The sequence below is a fragment of the Streptomyces altiplanensis genome (assembly GCF_053591575.1).
The window spans coordinates 1-5,080 of the sequence record NZ_JBSFUB010000194.1 but is presented as its reverse complement, the minus strand read 5'-3'; the positions used below and the strand labels follow the sequence as shown (position 1 = coordinate 5,080).

The following is a 5,080-nucleotide window of genomic DNA, read 5'->3' as shown; positions in this document are numbered from 1 at the left end:
CACCCTGGCCAAACGCGCAACCGGCGAAACCACCCCAACCTGGCGAGACGCATAAACCATAATCACCCACGAACTACACGAACCAGACGTCCTCTTAGAGTCGACGTCCTTCCAGGGGCCCTGCATCTCGATCGGCTCGGCTTTGAAGGTGCCGTTCAGTGCCTCGGCCATCGCGTTGTCATACGAGTCCGCGACCGAGCCGACGGAGGCTGCGCCGCCGCCTCGAACTCCCCCCCCCCGGCCTCCCCTTCTGGGATGCGTCGACGACAGGAGTAGGCGAATTGACCCATTTTGTATGGCTTCAGCACGGCCTTGGTGCCCCGCCCCTCCGGCTGGCGCCCTGGCCTGGAGGTCGTAGGCAACTGGTGGCCCCATCACGATACGACCGAACGGCTGCCTACGGGGCTTGAGGACTTCCTGGGTGCCGGGCCCCGGCCCGTTCTCATTGGCTTCGGGAGCATGGCGTCCGGTGACGGAGAACGGCTGAGCGAGATCGCTGTGCGAGCGTTGCGCCGCTCCGGGCTGCGCGGGATCCTTCAAGTCGGCAGCGCCGGGCTCGCCGCCGACGGGGGCGACGTGCTCACCATCGGGGACGTGCCGCACGCACTGCTGTTTCCACGGCTGGCTGCGGTGGTCCACCGTGGCGGGGCCGGCGCCTCGGCCGCCGCGCTGCGCACCGGAGTCCCCGCGGTGATCGTGCCGGTAACCGCAGATCAGCCGTTCTGAGCGAGGCGGCTCGCCGTCCTCGGCGTCACCACCGACCCGATCCCCTTCCGGTCCCTCACCGACGAACGGCTTGCCGACTCACTTGACCACGTAGTGAAGCAGCAGGCACACAGCCGAGCCGCCGCAAGAGTGGCGAAACATCTGGTGACTGAAGACGGAGCAGGTCAGACACTCAAGATCATCCAGCAGCTGACTGATGGATGACATCAATCCGTTCCAAGGGAGCCGTATCAGCCCAGGAAGGCAGTGAGGTGTTCGTTCAGCTGCTGCGGCGCGGTGAGAGGCAGGGAGTGGTGGGTGGCTCCGGGCAGTACCACCACCTTGCCCTGCGGGAGCTTCCGGCAGGCTCGGTCGGCGACCTTCCCGGCGTGGTGGGCGCGGCTGTGTTCCGCGAGCAGGACCAGGACGGGCATACGGAGGTCGGCTACCCGGGGGCGGGGGCCTGCGATCAGCTTGCGGCCGGGAACGGTGGTGGCCAGGGCATACAGGCGCTGCCAGGTCTCGTCCGGGTGGGCGGGCGCCCCCGCCGTTTCCCACGCCAGGAAAGCGGCGGCGCGGGCCTGACTGGGGCGGATGAGATGGGGCAGTGCGCGCAGCAGGTAGCCGGGCCGGAAGCCGGTGAAGACCTGGGTGGGGTCGAGGAGGGCGAGGCGGTTGATCCGCTGGGGTGCGTGCAGTGCGTATCTGACGGCCAGCCAGGCGCCGTAGGAGTGGCCGCACAGGTGCGTACGGGTGAGACCGAGCCCATCCAGCAGGGCGTCCAGCCAAGCGGTCAGATCGTCGGCGGTCTTCAAGGGTGTGCCACCGCTTCGGTCGGTGCGGCCGGCGTCGCCCAGGAGATCCACGGCATGGATCCGGTGGCGCCGGCCCAGAGTTGGTGCGTTGGCGAACCAGACCAGACCGGTGGCGGAGCCGCCGTGCAGCAGCAACAGCGGGGCGCCGTCGGCCGGGCCGTACACATGGACCCGGGTCCGCCCGTAGGGGGTGCTGATGTCGCGCTCCTCGGTGGAGTCCGGCCAGTGGGCGCGGAGTTCGTCGTAGGCGAGGTCGAAAGCGGTCCGGGACACTGGGCTTTCCTCTCGTTCAGCGATAATCTCGTTCAGCGAGATACTACGCATGGGTTCCAGGGAGCGTGAATGAACGACCAAAGCCCGGTGATGAAGCTGGTCCACGTACTGCGTGCGGTGACCGTGGAGTTCGACCTGCTCGGCGCCGAGTTCGCCGCGCGCCACGGGCTGCATCCCACCGACGTACGCGCGTTGATCCACCTGCTGGACGCGGCGCGGGATGACACCCCCGCCACGCCGGGATGGCTCGGTCGTCAGATGCGCCTGAACTCGGCTGGTACCACCGCCCTGGTCGACCGGCTGGAGCGGCTCGAACTGGTCCGGCGCACCAAGGACACCGTCGATCGGCGACGCGTGCTGCTGGAGGTGGAGGAGAAGGCCACGGAACTCGGGTGGTCCTTCTTCGGACCGGTGATCGCCGAGGTGGTGGCGGTCGCGGAAGGCTTCGACACGGGCGAACTGGAGACGGTGCACAGCTTCCTGACCGCGGTACTGCAGTCCACCCAGCAGGCACGGTCGACCTGACCGGCGCCGCTGTGCGGCCATGAAGGATTGGGCGACGTGGCGGGAGGGGAGAGCCGCTCCCGCCTCGCCGCCGCGGACCGGACTATGGCCGGCTGCCCTGGTGCCGGCCACCTCTCGCCTACCTCGACAGGCCCGCTCCGCCATACGGCCGAAAGCGAAACCACTACACGTCTACTGCCCCAGAGTAGAAATGGAGACCGTGACATGGCCACCCAGGTGTCGACGACGGTGAACGGACATCGCCACTCTTTATTCCTTAGGACCGCGATCGCTTTGCAGACACTGACCATCTTTCTGCAGGCCGTCTCCGCCGGTCTGCTGCTGTCCTCCGCCTACAGAGAGACGCTGCACAGTGTCGGCGCCCGAGTGATGTACGGCGCGACGATGCTGTACGTGCTCGCGGCGGTACTGGCGTGGAAACCGGGCGGCGGCTCGCTGCGGCCCGTCTGGCACGCTTCGGGCTTCCTCGTCCTCGCCTCAGCTCAGGTCTGGCTCGGCATCGCCCACGTTCCGTCTCTGCACCTGCCCCTGGGGGTGCTGATGTTCGGACTGAGTGTGCTGGCGCTCGTCCCTCGCCGAAGCCCGACAGACGCACCGGATCATCGCGGAACTCATGGAGCCATGACATGACCGTCACCGCCTACACCATGGCCGCAGCCCTCAACCTCTTCGTGCTGTTCATTGGCGCCCGCTTTCTGCTTCAGCCCCGAGCTGCCGCCGCAGGTTACGGCGTGCCCGCCGCACGGAGCGGCGATGGGGCCTACCTCACCGTCAAGGGACTACGGGACAGCACCTTCGGCATCATGGGCCTGGTACTCCTCATCTTCGCGGGCACCCGTGCCGAAGCCTGGTTCGTGCTCATCGTGGCACTGGCACTGGCACTGGCACTGGCACTGGCACCGCTCGGTGGCACCCTGATAGTGCTGCGCCACGGCGGCACCAAGGCGGTCGCATTCGGCATCCACTTCGCAACCGCCGTCATCGTCCTCATCAGCGCCGGTCTGCTCTTCGCCATCTGAGATCCGGCCAGGCACCCATCGAAAGCTGAAGCGATTCCGGCCTAGGGTCTGTCGTCAATGTGATCTTGGCTGGTGGCTCATGATCGACCTCGGCGAGCAGTACACGCCCGTCACGGACGCGAAGTAGGAACCGAGATGAGCCGCACATGACCGCCGACCAGGCCGGACCCCGGGACACCGCACCCGGGCCGGCACAGACCGACCCCGCACCCGTCGTGATCATCGGCGCCGGGCCGGTGGGCGTGACCGCAGCCCTCCTCCTCGCCCGGCGCGGTGTCCGCACCGTCGTCCTGGAACGCCACCAGGACGTCTACCCGCTCCCGCGTGCCGTCGCCACCGACGACGAGGTGCGCCGCATCCTCCAGGCCGCAGGCGTAGGCGAGGAGTTCGCCGCGATCGCCCGCCCCGCGAACGGTCTTCGGCTGCTGGACGCCCGGCACCGGGTCATGGCCGAGTTCCGGCGCTCCGAGCACGGCCATCACGGCTACCCGCAGACCAGCATGTTCGACCAGCCTGAGCTGGAGCGACTGTTGCGCGACGCCCTCGCCCGCCGACCGGAGTGCGAACTGCGGGACGGCGTCGAGGTCACCGGCGTCGGCCCGGACCTGGCCGGCCCCGTGCGCGTGACCTACCGCGACGACGACGGTGAGCATCATCTGTGGGCCGAGGCGGTCCTCGGCTGCGACGGCGCGGGCAGCCTCACCCGTGCCGCTGTCGCCGCCGTGTGGGAGGACCTGCGCTTCGAGGAACGCTGGACCGTCATCGACGTCCGCACGAAGGCCGACGTCCGCTGCTGAGAGGGCGTCGACCAGGTCTGCGACCCGCACCGGCCGGCGACGTTCATGCGCGTCGGTGAGGACCGCTACCGCTGGGAGTTCCGTCTGCAAGACGGGCAGGAACCGGTCCGCGAGCTGGTCGCCCCGTGGCTGCCGCCCTCGTACGACGGGGACTTCGACGTCGTACGGGAGACGCAGTACACCTTCCGGGCGCGGGTGGCCGACCGGTGGCGCAGCGGACGGGTCTTCCTCCTCGGCGACGCCGCCCACCTCACCCCGCCGTTCGTCGGGCAGGGACTGTGCTCGGGCCTGCGTGATGCCCACAACCTCACCTGGAAGCTCGCCCGAGTCCTCCAGCAGGGCGGCGACGAGCGGCTGCTGGACACGTACAAGAGCGAGCGCAAGCCGCACGCACGGCATGTGATCCGGCTCGCGGTCGCCATGGGCTGGGCCATGACCGGCGGCCAGGACGGCGCCGCCGCCCTGCGCCGCACGCTCCTGGCCGCCGCTTGCCGCATACCCGGCCTCACCACGGCGGCGGGCCGCGACCTCAGCCCACCCCTGACCGCCGGCCCTCTCGTGCGGTGCCGCACCCGCAAGGGTCTTGTGGGCACCCACTGCCCGCAACCGTGGGTGGGACGCGACGGCCGGCGCACCCGTCTCGACGAACTGCTCGGCGACGCCTTCACCGTCCTGACCGACGCCGACCCCTGGCCCTCGCTGCGCGCCCTCGCCCACGGGCTCGGCGTCCGGGCGATTCCCGTGACCGACCTCCGTGACGACGGCACGCTCGCCGCCTGGCTGCGCGCCGGCCGGGTGGACGCCGTCCTGCTGCGCCCCGACCGCGTCGTCATGGACGTCGTCCCAGCCGGGGGGGTGCCTCTATGTCCTTCGTCAAGGATGTGGTGCCTGGTTTGTGACTGTTTGGGGTGGTCATGCGGCGAGGGTGACGGTGGGGGTTCGGGAC

At 69.3% G+C, this 5,080-nt stretch carries 4 protein-coding genes and 2 pseudogenes; 5 read left to right on the top strand and 1 reads right to left on the bottom strand.

The window, feature by feature from the left end; translation table 11 throughout:
- Positions 1–237: 237 nt before the first annotated feature.
- Positions 238–930, top strand: a pseudogene (locus ACWD0Y_RS36155) (glycosyltransferase); the annotation flags it as partial.
- A 26-nt stretch (positions 931–956) separates the two neighbouring features.
- Here ACWD0Y_RS36155 and ACWD0Y_RS36150 read toward each other — a convergent pair.
- Entirely contained in the window at positions 957–1,793 is an 837-nt protein-coding gene (locus ACWD0Y_RS36150) for an alpha/beta fold hydrolase (protein ID WP_450264497.1), read from the bottom strand.
- Positions 1,794–1,862: 69 nt separating this feature from the next.
- Here ACWD0Y_RS36150 and ACWD0Y_RS36145 point away from each other — a divergent pair, with 69 nt between their 5' ends.
- From ACWD0Y_RS36145 to mhpA, 4 genes and pseudogenes are all read left to right on the top strand, one after another.
- Positions 1,863–2,318 (top strand): MarR family winged helix-turn-helix transcriptional regulator, encoded by a 456-nt coding sequence (locus ACWD0Y_RS36145; protein WP_450264496.1) that lies wholly within the window; start codon positions 1,863–1,865, stop codon positions 2,316–2,318.
- Positions 2,319–2,522: 204 nt separating this feature from the next.
- Positions 2,523–2,948 carry a hypothetical protein gene (locus ACWD0Y_RS36140; protein ID WP_450264495.1) on the top strand — a complete coding sequence of 142 codons (426 nt, stop codon included), beginning with the start codon at positions 2,523–2,525 and terminating at the stop codon, positions 2,946–2,948.
- On the top strand, positions 2,945–3,337 hold the full coding sequence (locus ACWD0Y_RS36135; RefSeq protein WP_450264494.1) for a DUF4267 domain-containing protein: 393 nt from the start codon (positions 2,945–2,947) through the stop codon (positions 3,335–3,337). The genes ACWD0Y_RS36140 and ACWD0Y_RS36135 overlap by 4 nt, the downstream gene beginning before the upstream one ends.
- A 146-nt stretch (positions 3,338–3,483) precedes the next feature.
- Positions 3,484–5,080, top strand: a pseudogene (gene mhpA, locus ACWD0Y_RS36130) (bifunctional 3-(3-hydroxy-phenyl)propionate/3-hydroxycinnamic acid hydroxylase MhpA); the annotation flags it as partial.